The organism is Thalassolituus hydrocarboniclasticus, assembly GCF_025345565.1.
GTDB classification, from domain to species: Bacteria; Pseudomonadota; Gammaproteobacteria; order Pseudomonadales; family Oceanobacteraceae; genus Venatoribacter; species Venatoribacter hydrocarboniclasticus.
The window spans coordinates 170,592-186,839 of record NZ_CP054475.1 but is presented as its reverse complement, the minus strand read 5'-3'; the positions used below and the strand labels follow the sequence as shown (position 1 = coordinate 186,839).

Annotated in this window: 13 protein-coding genes; 7 read left to right on the top strand and 6 right to left on the bottom strand. The window is 54.4% G+C overall.

Features of this window, described 5'->3' with window-relative positions:
* Positions 1-36: 36 nt before the first annotated feature.
* Entirely contained in the window at positions 37-825 is a 789-nt protein-coding gene (locus HUF19_RS00835; protein ID WP_366516524.1) for a sulfite exporter TauE/SafE family protein, read from the bottom strand.
* Between the two features lie 112 nt (positions 826-937).
* Here HUF19_RS00835 and HUF19_RS00830 point away from each other — a divergent pair, with 112 nt between their 5' ends.
* The 3 genes from HUF19_RS00830 to mepK all read left to right on the top strand — a co-directional run bounded on the left by HUF19_RS00830 (position 938) and on the right by mepK (position 4,392).
* Entirely contained in the window at positions 938-1,699 is a 762-nt protein-coding gene (locus tag HUF19_RS00830; protein WP_260998073.1) for an NRDE family protein, read from the top strand.
* A 216-nt stretch (positions 1,700-1,915) separates the two neighbouring features.
* Complete coding sequence (locus tag HUF19_RS00825) at positions 1,916-3,697, top strand: L,D-transpeptidase family protein (protein WP_260998072.1); 1,782 nt, start codon at positions 1,916-1,918, stop codon at positions 3,695-3,697.
* Positions 3,698-3,849: 152 nt separating this feature from the next.
* On the top strand, positions 3,850-4,392 hold the full coding sequence (mepK, locus tag HUF19_RS00820; protein WP_260998071.1) for a peptidoglycan L,D-endopeptidase MepK: 543 nt from the start codon (positions 3,850-3,852) through the stop codon (positions 4,390-4,392).
* Positions 4,393-4,414: 22 nt separating this feature from the next.
* On the opposite strand, the gene ptsP is transcribed toward mepK, so the two are convergent.
* Positions 4,415-6,694: a phosphoenolpyruvate--protein phosphotransferase gene (ptsP, locus tag HUF19_RS00815; protein WP_260998070.1), complete on the bottom strand. Its 2,280-nt coding sequence runs from the start codon at positions 6,692-6,694 to the stop codon at positions 4,415-4,417.
* Positions 6,695-6,700: 6 nt separating this feature from the next.
* Positions 6,701-7,192 (bottom strand): RNA pyrophosphohydrolase, encoded by a 492-nt coding sequence (gene rppH, locus HUF19_RS00810; RefSeq protein WP_260998069.1) that lies wholly within the window; start codon positions 7,190-7,192, stop codon positions 6,701-6,703.
* A 317-nt stretch (positions 7,193-7,509) separates the two neighbouring features.
* Here rppH and HUF19_RS00805 point away from each other — a divergent pair, with 317 nt between their 5' ends.
* On the top strand, positions 7,510-8,172 hold the full coding sequence (locus tag HUF19_RS00805; RefSeq protein ID WP_260998068.1) for a histidinol-phosphatase: 663 nt from the start codon (positions 7,510-7,512) through the stop codon (positions 8,170-8,172).
* A 4-nt stretch (positions 8,173-8,176) separates the two neighbouring features.
* Positions 8,177-9,448: an imelysin family protein gene (locus HUF19_RS00800; protein ID WP_260998067.1), complete on the top strand. Its 1,272-nt coding sequence runs from the start codon at positions 8,177-8,179 to the stop codon at positions 9,446-9,448.
* Positions 9,449-9,516: 68 nt separating this feature from the next.
* Here the strand turns inward: HUF19_RS00800 and HUF19_RS00795 are convergent, their stop codons facing one another.
* Positions 9,517-10,713, bottom strand: coding sequence for a class I SAM-dependent rRNA methyltransferase (locus HUF19_RS00795; RefSeq protein ID WP_260998066.1), 1,197 nt, complete (start codon positions 10,711-10,713; stop codon positions 9,517-9,519).
* Positions 10,714-10,827: 114 nt separating this feature from the next.
* Here HUF19_RS00795 and HUF19_RS00790 point away from each other — a divergent pair, with 114 nt between their 5' ends.
* Positions 10,828-11,706, top strand: coding sequence for an HDOD domain-containing protein (locus HUF19_RS00790; RefSeq protein ID WP_260998065.1), 879 nt, complete (start codon positions 10,828-10,830; stop codon positions 11,704-11,706).
* Between the two features lie 49 nt (positions 11,707-11,755).
* Here the strand turns inward: HUF19_RS00790 and HUF19_RS00785 are convergent, their stop codons facing one another.
* Together HUF19_RS00785 and uvrD are read right to left on the bottom strand one after the other, a co-directional pair.
* Positions 11,756-12,844 (bottom strand): TRAP transporter substrate-binding protein, encoded by a 1,089-nt coding sequence (locus HUF19_RS00785; protein WP_260998064.1) that lies wholly within the window; start codon positions 12,842-12,844, stop codon positions 11,756-11,758.
* Between the two features lie 46 nt (positions 12,845-12,890).
* Positions 12,891-15,089, bottom strand: a complete 2,199-nt coding sequence (gene uvrD / locus HUF19_RS00780; protein WP_260998063.1) for a DNA helicase II — start codon at positions 15,087-15,089, stop codon at positions 12,891-12,893.
* Between the two features lie 186 nt (positions 15,090-15,275).
* Here uvrD and HUF19_RS00775 point away from each other — a divergent pair, with 186 nt between their 5' ends.
* Positions 15,276-16,130 carry an SIS domain-containing protein gene (locus HUF19_RS00775; RefSeq protein ID WP_145467045.1) on the top strand — a complete coding sequence of 285 codons (855 nt, stop codon included), beginning with the start codon at positions 15,276-15,278 and terminating at the stop codon, positions 16,128-16,130.
* Positions 16,131-16,248 lie beyond the last annotated feature (118 nt).

The window sequence follows — 16,248 nt, the reverse complement described above, 5'->3', positions numbered from 1 at the left end:
CAAAACATCCTATTTTTAACTCCTTATGAAATGCGCTTAAAACAACAGAAACTTAATACCGACGGCACAGAGTAACAGAGCAAAACCTTTTTTCAGCAGAGCCTGATCCAGACGGTGAGCCAGCTTCGCACCGACTTTGGCAAAAGGTACGCTGGTCAGCACAATACCGATAATGGCCGGCCAGTACAGAAATCCGGTACTCCATTCAGGCAGGTCGGCATGATTCCAGCCCGCCGCCACATTACTGATGGCACCGGTCAGGGCAATCGGCAAACCACAGGCCGCTGAAGTCGCTACCGCCTGACGCATAGGGATTTTCATCCAGCTCAGATAAGGCACAGTAAAGGTGCCGCCGCCGATACCAAACCAGGACGAACCAAAGCCCACCACCGAGCCGGCCATAATCAGCCCGCGGTTACCTGGACGCTTACCAGCACCTTTTGGTTCCAGCCCGAAGAACATTTTTGCCGCCAGCAGCAGGGCAAAGACACCGATAATTTTCTGCAACAGCGGGCCCGGCACTGCGGTAATTAAAGACACGCCCAGCATAGTGCCCAGCACAATGCCGATACTCATCACCCCCACCAGCGTCCAGTCCACAGCCCCCTGACGATGGTGTTCACGTACCGAACTGAGGGAAGTAAACACGATAGTTGCCAGCGAAGTCGCTACGGCCATGTGAGTGAGTACAGCTTCGCTCACTCCCTGTGCAGCAAAGGTGATGACCAGCACAGGTACAATCACCATACCGCCGCCAATGCCAAACAAACCTGCTAACAGACCAGCAACGGAGCCAACCGCCAGGAACAGCAGAAAAGTCATCATAGCTATGAAAATTCCGGTTTAAGGGGGCGGCATTATGACCTAAAGTGCGGGCAAAGTCGGCAGCGCCTGTGCAACAGAGCATGCCTGCGGTAACCATTATCAGGAAATACCTATGTGTCTGATCGTACTGAACTGGCAACCACAGGACAGTCAGTGGCTGACTCTGAGTGCCAACCGTGATGAATTCTATGCCCGCCCGGCCAGTGCTCTGGAAGAATGGCGCGAATACCCGGGGCTGTTTGCCGGACGAGATCTGCAACAGGGCGGCACCTGGCTTGGTATCACCAAAGAAGGACGTTTTGCCGCACTGACCAATATCCGCGCTCCCGGCGCCGGACCTGCCGAGCCGCAGTCACGCGGCCATCTGGTACTGGATTACCTGCGCGAGCCACGCAACCCGGAAAAATACCTGCGCGCGGTGCTGGAAAAAGGCGATACCTACGCGCCGTTTAATCTGCTGTGCGGTAACCGCAACCAGCTCTGGTACGCCAGCAACTACCCCGAGCCGCGGCTGGAACGGCTGGAACCCGGTATTCACACGCTGAGTAATGCCTGGCTGAATACTCCCTGGCCGAAAACCGAACGGGCACGGACGCAGCTACAGCAATGGCTGCAACAGCCCGGAGGCAGCGCTAGCCTGGCGGCACTGCTTGATCATTACTCCCCTTTCCCCGACGATCAGTTGCCACAAACCGGGGTTCCTCTGGAATGGGAGCGCTTACTCTCGGCTCAGTTTATCCATGCTCCGGGTTATGGCACCCGCTGCTCCAGTGGCATTCTGGCGCAGCAGGAACGGGTTGAAATAACCGAACTCAGCTGGGACAGTAACGGCAGAATTGCCGGCCGGGTGACCTGGCCGGTCGATCTTGAATAAGTGGGCAATTGCCCACTTTAAGAACAAAGAATTAGCCGCCAGAAATCCGTTAAACAGCCCTCCTGTTACAAAAGAAAAACCTAAGTTGTTGTTTCTTTTGACACATAGCAAACCAATCGAACGACCGTTTGCAGTCGCTTACAAAATTCTGCGAACGGTAGCGCGATTCCCGTCACATTTTGCTTATCTGGCGTCCATACTTCGTGCATGAACAGCATGAACACACCCCGGAAACCGCAACGCGTCGTCGCACTGACAGGCCTTATCGCCCTGCTGTGTATCGGTCTGTTGTTTGCGGCTCTGGCAGCCAGCATCAATACCAAGCCCTATATGCCACCGAAAGTGGCGCAGAAGTATATGGAGCACTGGTTAATCGAATCCGCGCGCAACGTGGCGGGAGAGGTGCGGCTGAAACATGTGCAGAGCATTGAGCCTTTTTACCTGCGCCGCGATTACCAGCCGGTGTGGATGAACAGCTTTGAGCTGACCGAAGCCGGTCGCGAACTGCTGCAGGTACTGCGTGAAACCGCTGCCGACGACTGGCGCAACTATGGCTACGAACTGGCCACCCTCGAACGCGAAACCAGCCGTCTGTCGAATATTCCCAAGCAGGCTACTGCCGTTGAAGTGCTGCTCACCGATGCCTTTATCACCTATGCCCAGCAGGCACTGAATGCTGAACTGCTGCCCGATACCGGTGAAGGCGATCATCCGTCGATCCGCAAAGTATCCGCCGCAGGCAGCTCCATACAGTTCAGTGAAGAGCAGATTATCGATCTGCTGAATGACTCCATCCGCCGCAACGAACTGGATGCACTGGTTGAAACCCTGACGCCATCCCACCCCGGCTACCTCCGTCTGCGCAAAGAGCTGAACCGCTATTTAGCCATTGCCAACTCCGGTAGCTGGTATCCGCTGCCCGACAACCTGCAGCTGAAAAACGATGAGCGTCACCGTCTGGTGCCACATTTGCGCTGGATGCTTGGACAATATGGTGACCTGCAGAAAGGTGCCCTGTCCTGGCTGTTTAAAGATGCCGAAGAACGCACCCGCGCACCCGCCGAAGATGAGCCACATGATCTGAGCCGCCCCGAATTCGTATTCGACAGCGCCCTGGCCGACGCACTGCGCCATTTTCAGAAGCGCCATCACTTACCGGAGAGCGGCGAACTGGATGCGAGCACGCTGAAATGGCTTAACACCCCGCCCTATCAGGTCGCCCAGAAAATTGCCCTGAATATGAAGCGCTGGCGCCACCTGCCACGGGATCTTGGCCAGCGTCATGTGATGGTTAACATGGCTGACTACAGCCTGCAGTTGATGAACGGCGGCTCGGTTGAGCTGGATATGAAAGTCATTATCGGTAACCTGCAGCGCCGCACTCCGGTTATGGCTCAGAAAATCAGTACGCTGGAGCTGGCACCAACCTGGTCGGTGCCCAAACGTATTGCAGTCAGCAGCCTGCTGCCGAAAATCCGCCGTAATCCGGGCTATCTGGAAGAGAAAGGCTACCAGGTGATCGGCCGGGTCGATGGTGTTGACCAGTTTATTTCGCCGTATGCCATTAACTGGAATAAGGTCAGCGCCAGTCATTTCCCTTACCGCCTGGTACAGAAAGCCGGGGATGATAATGCGCTGGGCTCTATCAAATTCCTGTTCCCCAACGATAAAGACATCTACCTGCACGATACGTCACAGCCACAGCTGTTTAACCTCGACAACCGTGCCTTAAGCTCCGGTTGTGTGCGGGTAGAAAAACCGCGCCTGCTGGCCGAAAAACTGCTGCGCGGTCAGCAGGGCTGGAACCGCCACAATATCGATTCCGCTATCGATCAGAACCGTACCACACGCATCCGCCTGCAGGATGATGTTCCGGTCTATCTGATGTACTGGACTACCTGGGTTGATCAGGACGGTACTCTGCAGGTACGTGATGATGTTTATAATCGCGACCTGATCGCCGGTCTGCCACCGACAAATCCAGCCGTCAGTCTGTAACAGATAAGACACAGAGTCAGCCGGTTACATTATTCAGTATGACAAATGTAGCGTTATGTATTTTTGTCTAAGGATGCCCGTTTATTTTGGCAGGTGTTTGGCATACTCCGTTCAATAAACGCTGAAACCAGATGTAGCGGAGATTATTCACTATGCAACGACGTCACTTTCTGAAACAGGCAGCTTGCCTTGGCGCGGCAGGTATTACCGGCCTGAGCAGTACCCGCGTATTCGCCGGGCAACAGGAAGAACGTACTCTGCGTCTCTACAATATCCACACCGGTGAATTTACCAACAGTACGTTCTGGGCGAACGGTCGTTATATCGATGATGGCGTGGCAGAACTGGATCTTCTTGTACGCGATCACCGCCGCGATCAGGTCATGGCCATGCAGCGTGAGCTGTACCAAAACATGTATCAGCTGCAGCAACTGTTCGCCAGCCATGAACCGCTGTACATCATCTCCGGTTATCGTGCACCGGAATCAAACGCCAGTCTGCGCTATGCCAACGCGGGTGTCGCCGAGCACAGCCTGCACATGCAGGGCCGGGCGATCGACATCCGTATTCCCGGAGTTTCACACCGTCATCTGCACCGCGCCGCACTGGCCATGGGCAATGGTGGTGTTGGTTATTATCCGAAGAGTGGCTTTATTCATATCGACACCGGTCGTACCCGGCACTGGACAGCCTGATCAGGCTTGAGAAATGGGCGTATCAGTTACGCCCTGGCCCGATAATACGGCCGAAACCGGCCTTCTCCAGCGATAACTGCAGCGTCGCGGTAATCACCGGCGCACTCTCTATCTGCAGTACTTCCGCCAGTAACTGATCGGCCCATTCGCGGCTGATACCGCGGATGACTGACTTTACCTTCGGCAAATTCGTCGCGTTCATCGACATCATGTCGTAACCCATCGCCATCAGCAGCACGGCTCCCAGCGGATTACCGGCTAACTCGCCACAGACACTCACCGGCTTGCCAATTTCGTGCGCCATATCGGCAATCATCTTCAGCGCCGTCAGTACCGCAGGGTGAAAGGCCTGATAAAGATCAGCAACCCGTGGATTATTGCGGTCCACAGCCAGCAGATACTGGGTCAGATCGTTACTGCCAACGGAGAGAAAATCAACACGCTGGCCAAGTTCACGAATCTGATAAACCGCAGCCGGAACTTCAATCATCACCCCGACCTGAGGCATCTCAACATCAAAGCCTTCCTCCAGAACTTCCGCATGAGCACGGTAGATCAGGTGTAATGCTTCATCGACTTCGCTGACGCTGGTAATCATCGGCAGCATAATGCGCAGATTGTTCAGCCCTTCGCTGGCTTTCAGCATGGCACGGATCTGTACCAGAAAAATTTCCGGATGATCCAGCGTTACACGAATACCACGCCAGCCAAGAAACGGGTTGGCTTCATTAATCGGAAAGTAAGTCAGCGCTTTGTCGCCACCGATATCCAGAGTACGCATGGTTACCGGGTTCGGTGCAAAGGTCTCCAACTGCTGACGGTAGATCTTTTGTTGCTCGCTTTCGCTGGGAAAGCGGTCCTTCATCATAAACGGCACTTCGGTGCGGTACAGGCCAACACCTTCAGCGCCACGCTCCAGGCTGCGCACAGCATCGGTAATCAGGCCGGTATTTACCCACAGCGGAATACGGTGACCATCCAGCGTCTCAGCCGGCTCATCGCGCAGCACCTGCAGATCTTTCTGCAGTGCCTGCTCTTCATCAAAAATCGCCTGATACTGCTCACGCAGTTCATCGTTGGGGCTGGAGAAAATCTGCCCGCGGTACCCATCCACGATCAGCTCGAGTCCATGCAGCTGGGCATAAGGCACATCAACCACGCCCATAACCGTCGGAATGCCCATTGCCCGGGCCAAAATCGCCACATGCGAGTTGGATGAGCCTTTAACCGAGACCAGACCGCGCAACTTACCCGGCGGAACTTCACCCAGCATTGCCGGTGTCAGCTCTTCGCTGACCAGAATGGTGTCATCCGGGAATTCGTATTCCTGCGCATGAGCATCACTGCCCTGCAGGTGGGCCAGAATACGGGTTCCCAGATCGATAATATCGGTAGCGCGCTCGCGCAGGTAAACATCTTCCATCAGCTGGAAATGACCGACGTATTGCATGACCACCTGACGCAAAGCTCCCTGAGCCCAGCTGCCTTCACGGATGCGGGCCTTTACTTCGGCACCCAGCGCGTGATCATCCAGCATGTTCAGGTAGACATCGAACAGTGCCATTTCTTCGGGGCGCAGTTCGCTGCTGAGCTTCTCGCCTAATATACGGATTTCTTCACGGGCCGCTTCCAGTGCAAGATCAAAACGCCCAATCTCGTCATCAACCGACTCTGCTTCTTTATCCACAACCCCGCTGAGGTCGGCCGCGGGAGACAATACAAAGGCCTGGCCGAGCCCAACTCCGGGGGCGCCGGGCGCGCCGTTAAAGCGGGTGCTTTTCTTGCGCTCATTGGTCGCAGAGGGAATATCCAGAATATTGCCGGTCGCTTCGGCATGGGCAATAACGCCAGCCAGCTGCGCCGACATAGTGACCAGAAAAGCTTCTTCGCTTTCGTCAAACTGGCGGCTGTCACGCTGCTGCACCACCATCACGCCCATCAGGCGTTTATGATGAATAATCGGCACCCCGAGAAAAGACAGGAAAGGATCTTCACCAGTCTCGGATAAAAAGTGAAAGCGCGGGTGAGTCGGTGCATTATCGACGTTGATGGGCTCCTCTCGCGAACCAACCAGGCCGACAAGACCCTGCGAAGAGCTGAGGCTGACCCGGCCAACCGCTTCCTGCTTCAGACCTTCAGTGGCCATCAGCACATAGCGTTTACTTTCCGGGTCAAACAGATATACGGAGCATACTTCGGTATTCATAGCCGCACGGATGCGTGCCACAACCACCTTCAGAGCGTCGCTCAGATCGGTTGCGGAACTGACTTCCTGAACAATGCGTCTCAGAATATCAAGCATAAACCCTCAGCCGGTTTTCCGTTGCAGCTTGGCAATGCGTGGTGCCAGTTCCGTCATGGCACGACGATACACATCACGTTTGAATGCAACCACGCCCCCCAGCGGGAACCAGTAACTGACCCAGCTCCAGCCATCAAATTCCGGCTTGTCGGTGGCGCTGACATTGATCCGCGAATCGTCGCCCACCAGTTTAAGCAGAAACCATTTCTGTTTTTGTCCGACACAGACAGGCCGGCTGTCATGGCGCACCATGCGCCGCGGCAAACGGTAGCGTAACCAGCCGCGGGTACAGCCAAGTATCTGTACATCCTGTGCACTCAGGCCGACTTCTTCCATTAATTCACGATAGAGTGCCTTTTCAGGCGATTCCCCTTCCTTGATTCCCCCCTGGGGAAACTGCCAGGCATCCTGGCCAATACGTCTTGCCCAGAGGACCTGTCCTTTGTCATTACAAAGGATAATACCGACATTCGGGCGGTAACCATGTTCGTCAATCACAATGCCGTCCAATAAAGTCTGATGGTTCAAAACTTGCCGATTTCAACACAAAGGTCAAGCAGTTGAAGATAAGGCGGATGACAACAGGCGTAATGACAGGCAGGAACAGACGGATAAGACCAGCTGATTCAAACCGGACCGACAGGCCGAATTACCCGGAAGTTGCCACTATCCACGTACTGGCAGCCGGCATTATTTAGAACCAATATGTTCGATTATTTCTTCGTTTGAAACTCAGAATTATAAGGAAAGTATGCGCTGTTGCCCTTAGAATAGCGACTAATTTTCTAACCGGCACCGGAAAAAGGCTGACTCTCGTGGCACTGGCTATTTTCGATCTCGACCACACCCTGCTGGATGGCGACAGCGACCATGCCTGGGGACAATACTTGGTCGATCAGGGGCTTGCAGACCCTGAACAACACAAGCTCCGTAACGATTACTTTTACGAACAGTACAAAGCCGGCACACTGGATATCAACGAGTATCTGGCATTTGCCCTGAAGCCGCTGACCCAGTATCCGTTGCAGCATATGCTGGATACCCGCGCCGCATTCCTCAAGGCGCGCATAATGCCGCTTATCTCGCAAAAAAGCCGTGATCTGATCGCCCACCACAAACGTCTCGGTGATACCCTGCTGATTATTACGGCAACCAATGGTTTTGTGACCTATCCGATAGCCGAACTGCTGGGCATTGAGCATATTATCGCCCCGCATCCGGAGATGCAGGATGAACGCTATACCGGCAATATTGTCGGCATACCAAGCTTCCAGCAGGGTAAAGTGGTTCGTTTGCAGGAGTGGCTGCAGCAACAGGGGTTTGAACTGGCCGGCAGCTACTTTTACAGTGACTCTCATAATGATCTGCCACTGCTGGAAATTGTGGATAATCCGGTAGCGGTTGACCCGGATGACCGACTGGCCGCCATCGCCACACAGAAAGGCTGGCCTATTATCAGCCTCAGGGATCAGGAGTAAGCCTGTGAAGTACGCAAAGCCGGTGCTGGTCAGCGCCCTGTTATTAAGTGGTTTACTGACCGGCTGCGATCAACCTGCACTGCAGCAGGATACCCCTGCAGAACAGGCCGCAGGTACGGCTAACGAACAGGACAGCACCTTAGACAGCAGCGCTTTTGCTGCTCATCTGGGGCTTAGCGCCTACACCGATATGTCGATGGCGGCACAGACCGCGCAGGAACTCGACAGCCGACTGGCCTCCTTTCTTTATCACCCAAATCCTATGACTCTGGCCGAGGTTCGTCAGGCCTGGCGTAATGCGTACAGCGCCTACCTGCAGACGCTGATCTACGCCAAGCTGCCAATCAACGATCCGCCAGACTGGCACAAAAAAGGCATCGACTATCAGCATACCCTGAGCCTGCTCGACAGCTGGCCAATCGAAGGTGGCTATATCGACCATGTGCCCGGCTATCCGTTCAGCGGCATTGTTAACGACCTGACCCTTGAACTGAATGAAGACAGCCTGCTGGCACAGCACGGTTTCTCCGATCCGAGTTATGCCAGTCTGGGCTATCACGCGTTTGAATTTATGCTGTGGGGCGCCGATGGCCAGCGCTCACCACGCGACTTCTTCCCGCAGGAAAATACTGCACCCGTTGTTGTAGCCAGCGAAGGTGGCAGCAACAGCGAAGCGGAAACCGGTGATGTGGTTCATCACGAAGATGCAGCCAGCAGTGCTGATGAAGAGCCGCTGGATATCGATGTACAGAACCACAACCGCCGTCGCCAGTATGTGCAATTGCTGAGTGAGCAGCTGCAGAAACATCTGCACCGGCTGCAACGCCGCTGGGAGCCGAGCAACGGCTACTATGCAAACCTGCTGCAGCGTTCTGAGCCGGACCTGGTATTAAAAGCGGCCTTCAGTGCGACGCAGAAATTACTGTCGGATGAATTACTGGGCAAACGCCTGAGTGGTACCAGCAGTGAATTCAGCCAGACCACCTGGGCAGATACCGGCGCTGTCGTAGCGGGTATCCGCAACCTGTACTTCCCGCTGAGTGAAACCGAAGCCGGCACCGGCTTACCGGCTTTACTTGGTCAGCGTAATGAAGCGCTGAGTCTGGAGTGGCAGCAGCAGTTACAGCTGCTCGATGACAGTGTTGAAAACTGGAAACAGCAGGGTGTGGCTGATGCCGAAGCCCGTCAGCAATGCCGCCAGCGTATTATTGAGCTGATGTCACTGCTGCAACGCACTGCCAGCGCGCTGAATGTCCCGCTCGCCAGCGCCAACTGACGCGAACAATCACACAAAAAAAGGGAGCTCAGGCTCCCTTTTTTATTGCGTGTCTGTGCAGCACTGCCTCAGCGGGTCGGCAGCACGCGGGCAAACACCGCTTTCAGATAACGGGTTTCGGCGATGGCCGGTAATACCGGATGGTCGGCCCCCTGACTGCCGACATGCTGAATCATCACTTCACGATCCAGCTCACGCCCCATAACACGCAACATATCCGGCAGACGCTCTTCCGCCAGATGCATGGAACAGGATGCCGCCACCAGCAAACCGTCTTTACTCAGCAAGCGCATCGCCAGCTGGTTCAGGCGGTGATAAGCCTGCTCACCGGCTTTAATGTCTTTGCGGCGCGGGATCAGTGCCGGCGGGTCCATTACCACCACATCAAAGCGCTCACCGTTATCCTTCAGCTGGCGCAGCGCGGCAAAGGCATCGCCTTCCCAGCAATGTACTTTTTCTGCCACGCCATTCAGCGCTGCGTTCTGCTCTACCCAGTCGAGCGCCTGAGCCGAAGCGTCAACGCAATGTACTTCCGCCGCACCATGATTGGCCGCCTGCACACCCCAGCCGCCAACGTAGCTGAATACATCCAGCACGCGCTTGCCTTTAACCAGACGGTTCAGCTGTGCGCGGTTTTCACGGTGATCATAGAACCAACCGGTTTTCTGACCGTGAATCACCGGCGCCATAAAGCGGGTATCGTTTTCTACCAGCGGCGCACAATCGTCTTCCAGCGCGCCCTGAATCACTTCCACGTACTCTGGCAAACCTTCGACCGCGCGCAGCTTGCCATCGTTTTTCAGCACGATGCACTGTGGTTTGGCGACTTTATTGACGGCATCAATAATGGCCTGACGACGCAGCTCCATTGCCACACTGGAAATCTGGATCACCACCACATCGCCAAAACGGTCAATCACCAGCCCCGGCAGACCATCGCTGTCACCAAACACCCAGCGGTAACAGGACTGCGGATACCACAGTTCACGGCCACTCTGTGCGACCTGCAGGCGGTGCACGATCAGAGAGGTATCCAGCGTCTGCTTGCTGTCGCGGCTGAACAGCCGTGCACAGATCAGTTGTTCCGGACTGACCACAGCAACTCCCAGCGCTTTGCCGTTGGCGGCTTCGACCACAACCTCAGTACCGGCGGTCATGTTTTTCAGTGGCGTAACAGCGATATCCACTTCATTGCTGTATACCCACAGGTGACCGCCTTTCAGACGGCGTTCAGCCTTGGCTTTGAGTCGCAGTGTCGGGAGCATGGTTCACCTCTGAGGCCGGTTACAAAAAGGAGCGCATTATACGCATGCTCTGACAAACTTCCCCAGAAAGCGGTGCTATTCTTGATGACATTCTTCTCCCCCCGTGGACTGGCTATGCCTCAGGAACTTTCAGAAGAGCAGATACTGCACATCATGCAGGGCATTAAAATCCCGCCGCAGCCACAGATTCTGGTTGATCTGCAGATGGAACAGTTTATGCCCGACCCCGATCTTGGCCGTATTTCCAAACTGATCAGCCAGGATGTCGGTCTGTCCGGTACGGTTCTTAAAGTAGTGAATTCGCCTTTTTACGGCCTGAAAAACCGTATTACTTCCGTTGCTCAGGCGGTCAGCCTGATTGGTCTCAACAGTGTGGTGAATATCATCAATGGCTTATCCATCAAGAGTCAGATGAGCGACGAAACCATCGTTAATATGAACCGCTTCTGGGACACCGCCAACGATATTGCTCAGGTATCGACTTCCATTGCCAAGCAGGTGGGTTACCCAAATCCGGATATGGCCTATCTGCTCGGCCTGTTTCATAACTGTGGTATTCCGCTGCTGATGGCCCGCTTCGATAATTATCTGCAGGTGATGGAAGAGTCTTACGCCCACCCGGAACTGCGGGTAGTGGATGTCGAAAATCAGCATCTGAACACTAACCACGCGGTGATCGGTTATTACACCGCCAAGTCGTGGAATCTGCCTAAACTACTCTGTGATGTTATTGCCGAACACCACAGCGCTTCGCGTTTTTTTGCCGCCAACAACTACAAAGATTCGGAAGGAAAAACATTGCTCGCCATTCTCAAACTGGCTGAACATATCTGCGGAAATTACCGCATACTTGGCCGGCAGTCAGAAGACCTGGAGTGGCAGAATATCGGTAGCGAGGTGTTAACCTATCTCGGTTTGGGTGAATACGATATCGAGCAGATGGAAGCGAATTTTGAAGAGCTGGGAATTGGCTATAAGAATTATCGATACTAGTCGGAAGCTGAGCGTCTGACGCCAGACCTCCGGCGTCAGACTTGCACTATCAATCCCGCGCGTTGATATAGGCCTGCTCGCTCACCGCATGGTAAGCCTTCACCTGATCACGGTAGTTTTTGTACGAGTTATAAACCTTCTGCGCCAGCGGATCAGCCGCCGACACTTCAGCCACTACCTGCTCCGATAACACCTGCAGCTTACTCAGCACATCATCCGGAAATGCGCGCACATCCACGCCGTGCTTTTCTTTCAGCTCGGTCAGCGCGGCCTGATTACGCGTGGTGTATTCGGCCAGCATATCTTCGTTAATGGCTTTGGTTGCCACACGCACAATGGCCTGCAGATCTTTCGGCAGTTTTTCAAAGGCGGTCTTATTAATCACAAATTCCATCATCGAACCCGGCTCGTGCCAGCCCGGATAGTAATAATGTTTAGCGACTTTATATAAGCCAAATGCCAGATCGTTATATGGGCCAACCCACTCGGTGGCGTCGATGGCACCGGTCTGCAGTGAGGTGAAAATTTCACCACCCGGCAAGGTCACCGGCGTACCACCGGCACGGGCCAGCACTTCACCGCCCAGACCCGGAATACGCATTTTCAGACCTTCAAGATCGGAGACGCTGTTAATTTCTTTATTAAACCAGCCGCCCATCTGCACACCGGTATTACCACCCGGCAGCGGTAATAAATTAAACGGCGCGTAAACCTCTTCCCATAATTGCTGACCACCACCGTACTGAATCCAGCCATTCATTTCCTGCGCTGTCAGACCGAAAGGTACCGAGGTAAAAAACTGTGCCGCAGCGGCTTTGCCCTTCCAGTAATACGCACCACTGTGACCCATTTCGGCCGTGCCCTGAGATACCGCATCGAACACCTGCAGTGCGGGAACCAGCTCGCCGGCACCGTAGACTTTAATCTGCAGACGGCCGGCCGACATATCGTTCACCATTGTCGCGAAACGCTCTGGCGCCGTGCCAAGACCGGGGAAATTTTTCGGCCAGGACGTTACCAGCTTCCATTTAAAGGTTTGCTGCGGTGCAGCCACAGCGGCTTGTTCTGCATCTTTCTGGCAGCCACTGAGTCCGGCGATAGCCACTACGGACAGCAGCAGGGTCGTCAGGCGTTTCATATTCCGTTTGCTCCTTGTTATTGTTTCAACCGTATTGTGTTCTGAATTAAAGTGCATCCAGTTTGGCAAAGCTGGCCACCAGCCATTTGCTGCCGGCGTCATCAAAATTAACCTGTACCCGCAGACCGCTGCCCTGCCCTTCAAATTGCAGCACGGTGCCTTCTCCGAACATTTCATGATAAACACGCTGACCCAAAGAATAAGGCAGATTACCGTGGACAAAAGACGGCTGCTTCATTCTTGTTGAAGGATCACGGGCCGTCAGCGGCCGGCTGACACTGTTTTTCAGCCGTACTTCGGCAATCAGTTCGGATGGAATTTCGCGGATAAAACGCGATGGCGTGCTGTAATTTTCCTGGCCGTGTAAACGCCGGCTTTCAGCATGGGTAATAATCAGTTTTTCCATTGCCCGGGTAATGCCGACATAGGCCAGACGGCGTTCTTCTTCGAGGCCTTCGGCTTCGTCCATCGACATTTTATGCGGGAATAAACCTTCTTCCAGACCGGCCAGAACCACCTGCGGAAATTCCAGACCTTTAGCCGAATGCAGCGTCATTAACTGCACAGCATCTTCGTATTCATCGGCCTGACCATCACCGGCATCCAGCGCGGCACGATCAAGGAATAATGCCAGCTCATTCGCTTCGGCATCATCGTTGTCGTCGGCATTAAAACCATCGTCGCTTTCAAACTGGCGTGCGGCATTAATTAATTCTTCAAGGTTATCGAGGCGCGCCTGGCCCTTTTCACCTTTTTCTTTTTTATGGTGTTCAATCAGACCACTCTGATTAATGACCTGATCGACAATTTCATGCAGCTCCAGCTCGTCGATACCGACGCTCATTTCCTCGACCAGATCGAGAAAACTCTGCACCGCCGCACTGGCACGTTTCGGCAGCATGCCATGCTGTACCGCCGCTTCTGCCGCCGCCCATAACGAGCTGCCCTGGTCGCGGGCATAGCTGCGCAGAATATCCACGGTTTTTTCGCCAATCGCACGCGCCGGAACATTAATAACACGCTCAACCGATGCGTCATCCTGACGGTTCAGTAATAAACGCAGATAAGCGAGGGCATTTTTAATTTCCAGACGTTCATAGAAACGCTGACCGCCATAAATACGGTAAGGAATACCGGCACGCAGCAAGGCTTCTTCCAGCGTACGCGACTGTGCATTGGAACGGTACAGCACCGCCATTTCGGCACGCTGACGGCCACTGCGCGCCCACTCATCAACCTGATCGGCGATATAACGCGCTTCATCCTGCTCGTTAAAAGCGCTGTACAGCTGGATGGTTTCGCCTTCTTCACCTTCGGTGTGCAGGCTCTTGCCCAGACGCCCGGTATTGTTGGCGATTACCGCGTTAGCCGCTTCCAGAATGGTTTTGGTCGAGCGGTAATTCTGTTCCAGCTTAATGAGTTCGGCGCCGGGAAAATCGTGCTGGAAATTACGGATATTATCGATGTTGGCGCCGCGCCAGCCGTAAATAGACTGATCGTCATCGCCCACTGCCATCACCGATACACGGTCACCGGCCAGCATGCGGATCCAGGCGTACTGGATATTGTTGGTATCCTGAAACTCGTCGACCAGAATATTGCGGAAGCGCTGCTGATAATGCTCCAGTAAATCCGGGTGATGTAACCACAGCTCATGCGCACGCAGCAGAATCTCACCGAAATCCACCAGTCCGTTCTGCTGGCAGTTATCTTCATACAGCTGATAGACCTGCTGCATGGTGCGCGAAAACGGATCGGCCGATGGCATCACATGCGCCGCACGGCGACCTTCATCTTTCTGTTCGTTGATAAACCACTGAATCTGCTTCGGCGGATAGCGGCTGTCATCGATATTGTTGGCTTTCATCAGGCGCTTGATCAGCCGCTGCTGATCGTCGCTGTCGAGAATCTGAAAGTGCTGCGGCAGCCGTGCTTCGCGCCAGTGCAGCTTCAGCAGGCGGTGCGCCAGACCGTGGAAGGTTCCGACCCACAGACCATTCGCCGGTATCTGCAGCAACTGCTCCAGACGGCCTTTCATCTCTTTGGCGGCCTTGTTGGTAAAGGTCACCGCCATCACTGAAAACGGCGAGACATTTTCCACCTGCAGCAGCCAGGCAATGCGATGCACCAGCACGCGGGTTTTACCCGAGCCGGCGCCGGCCAGTACCAGCTGATGGCGTGAACTTGCAGCCACCGCGTTGCGCTGGCCGTCGTTTAACTGATCGAGAAGTAATGAAATATCCATGGCGTGCGAGTCTATCAGATGCCGGGGTAAAAATGCTGCTGTTTTATACAGTATCCTGCCGTATTCGCCGCCGTGATAACGCCACCACTGCGGCCAGATTCTGTCTGCGGCCAGTATTCCATAGGCTTCACTGCAAAAAGCCCTTTATAATTCCCCACTTACCAGCCGACACCAGGAAATCCTGTTGTGAGAAACAGCCCGATTCTGGCCGAAATCGCCGCCGCCATCCCCAGCCTGCGCAAGTCTGAGGTAAAGGTTGCCGAGTACGTGCTGCGTGCCCCGCAACAGGTGATGCATATGCGCATCGTCGATCTGGCGCAGGAAGCACAGGTCAGCGAGCCGACCATTGTGCGTTTCTGCCGTGGTATTGGCTGCAATGGCTTTCAGGAGTTTAAGGTGCGTATCGCGCAGGAAATGGCGATCACCAACAATATCGGCCAGTTCGCCATCATCGAAGACGACAGTATCGAAGATATCTGCGACAAGATCGCCGACACCACCATTCAGCGTCTGCATCAGGTTAAGACCCAGCTGCAAAGCACTCAGGTGGCTGCCGCGGCCAATGCTATCAGTAATGCCCGACGGGTAGAGTTTTACGGTTTTGGCGCTTCCGGCGCGGTGGCTATTGATGCCCAGCACAAGTTCTTCCGCCTGCAGGTGGCCACGGCGGCCTACAGTGATCCGCATATGCAGTCGATGTCGGCAGTTACGCTGAGCGAGCAGGATGTGGTGGTGGCAATTTCCCAGAGTGGCCGCACCAAAGATCTGCTGCACTCGGTACAGCTGGCCCAGCAACACGGCGCGATGGTAGTCAGTCTGGCACCTGCCAACACCGCTCTGAGTGCGGCCGCCGATCTGCCAATCAATATCAATATTGAAGAAGACACCGAACAATTCACACCGATGACCTCGCGCATCGCCCACCTGATGGTGATCGATATGCTGGCCGTTGCGGTAACCCAGCGCCGCGGACCTGAGTTTGCCGCCCACCTGAATGCCATCAAACGCAGCATCAAATCTTTACGGCTGGAATCTGACTAGTCAGTCAGGTTCCAGATTTTACGATCAGACGTTTTACGCCACTTCTTATAAATGCCGCTGACTTTTTGCTCAGTACATTTCCCTGTAAATCCCTCTCAAGAAACAGCTGCGGATGCTA

What these genes read in the sequence shown, in the direction of transcription:
- HUF19_RS00795 (WP_260998066.1), bottom strand. Translation starts at nt 10,713, where the DNA reads ATGCTCCCGACACTGCGACTCAAAGCCAAGGCTGAACGCCGTCTGAAA.
- HUF19_RS00830 (WP_260998073.1), top strand. Translation starts at nt 938, where the DNA reads ATGTGTCTGATCGTACTGAACTGGCAACCACAGGACAGTCAGTGGCTG.
- HUF19_RS00790 (WP_260998065.1), top strand. Translation starts at nt 10,828, where the DNA reads ATGCCTCAGGAACTTTCAGAAGAGCAGATACTGCACATCATGCAGGGC.
- mepK (WP_260998071.1), top strand. Translation starts at nt 3,850, where the DNA reads ATGCAACGACGTCACTTTCTGAAACAGGCAGCTTGCCTTGGCGCGGCA.
- uvrD (WP_260998063.1), bottom strand. Translation starts at nt 15,089, where the DNA reads ATGGATATTTCATTACTTCTCGATCAGTTAAACGACGGCCAGCGCAAC.
- HUF19_RS00785 (WP_260998064.1), bottom strand. Translation starts at nt 12,844, where the DNA reads ATGAAACGCCTGACGACCCTGCTGCTGTCCGTAGTGGCTATCGCCGGA.
- HUF19_RS00835 (WP_366516524.1), bottom strand. Translation starts at nt 825, where the DNA reads ATGATGACTTTTCTGCTGTTCCTGGCGGTTGGCTCCGTTGCTGGTCTG.
- ptsP (WP_260998070.1), bottom strand. Translation starts at nt 6,694, where the DNA reads ATGCTTGATATTCTGAGACGCATTGTTCAGGAAGTCAGTTCCGCAACC.
- HUF19_RS00825 (WP_260998072.1), top strand. Translation starts at nt 1,916, where the DNA reads ATGAACACACCCCGGAAACCGCAACGCGTCGTCGCACTGACAGGCCTT.